The sequence below is a fragment of the Pseudomonas sp. 05T35 genome (assembly GCF_056396605.1).
Genome location: NZ_JBFTLU010000899.1, coordinates 1 through 582, shown reverse-complemented (window position 1 = coordinate 582; position 582 = coordinate 1). Strand labels below are relative to the sequence as shown.

The following is a 582-nucleotide window of genomic DNA, read 5'->3' as shown; positions in this document are numbered from 1 at the left end:
CTGTCACACCGCTATCGCGAGCAGGCTCGCTCCCACATTAGATCTTTGTTGTTTCGAACCGAGCGGGTTTACTTCGCGCCGTAGATGTCGAAGTCGAAGTACTTTTTGTTGATCTTCGCGTACGTGCCGTTGGCGAGAATGGTCGCCAGGGCTTTGTTCAGGTCTTCGCGCAGCTCAACGTCACTCTTGCGCACGCCGATGCCGTCACCGACGCCGAAGAAGTCCGGGTTGTCCAGGGTGCCGCCGGCAAACTGGTAGTCCTTGCCCACCGGTTTATTCAGAAACCCGTAGCTGGCCTGAATCGAGCCCTGCAACGACGCATCGAGGCGCCCAACCACCAGGTCAGCGTAGACCTGGTCCTGATTCTGATAAGAAAGAATCTCTACCCCCTGCTTGCCCCAGACGGCTTTCGCAAAAGCCTCCTGAGTCGAGCCCTGCTCCACGCCGATGCGTTTGCCTTTGAGCGACTCGACGGTCGGCTGCAGGTCCGATCCGCGCTTGATCACCAAGCGTGCCGGCGCGTTGGAGACCTTGTCGCTAAACGCAATCTGCTCCTGACGCTTGGGGGTGACGGTCATCGAT

At 58.8% G+C, this 582-nt stretch carries 1 protein-coding gene; it reads right to left on the bottom strand.

The window, feature by feature from the left end:
- Positions 1 to 68 precede the first annotated feature (68 nt).
- Positions 69 to 582, bottom strand: a 514-nt coding sequence (locus tag AC1DH9_RS30555; RefSeq protein WP_477809507.1) for a transporter substrate-binding domain-containing protein, incomplete at its 5' end; no start/stop codon positions are given.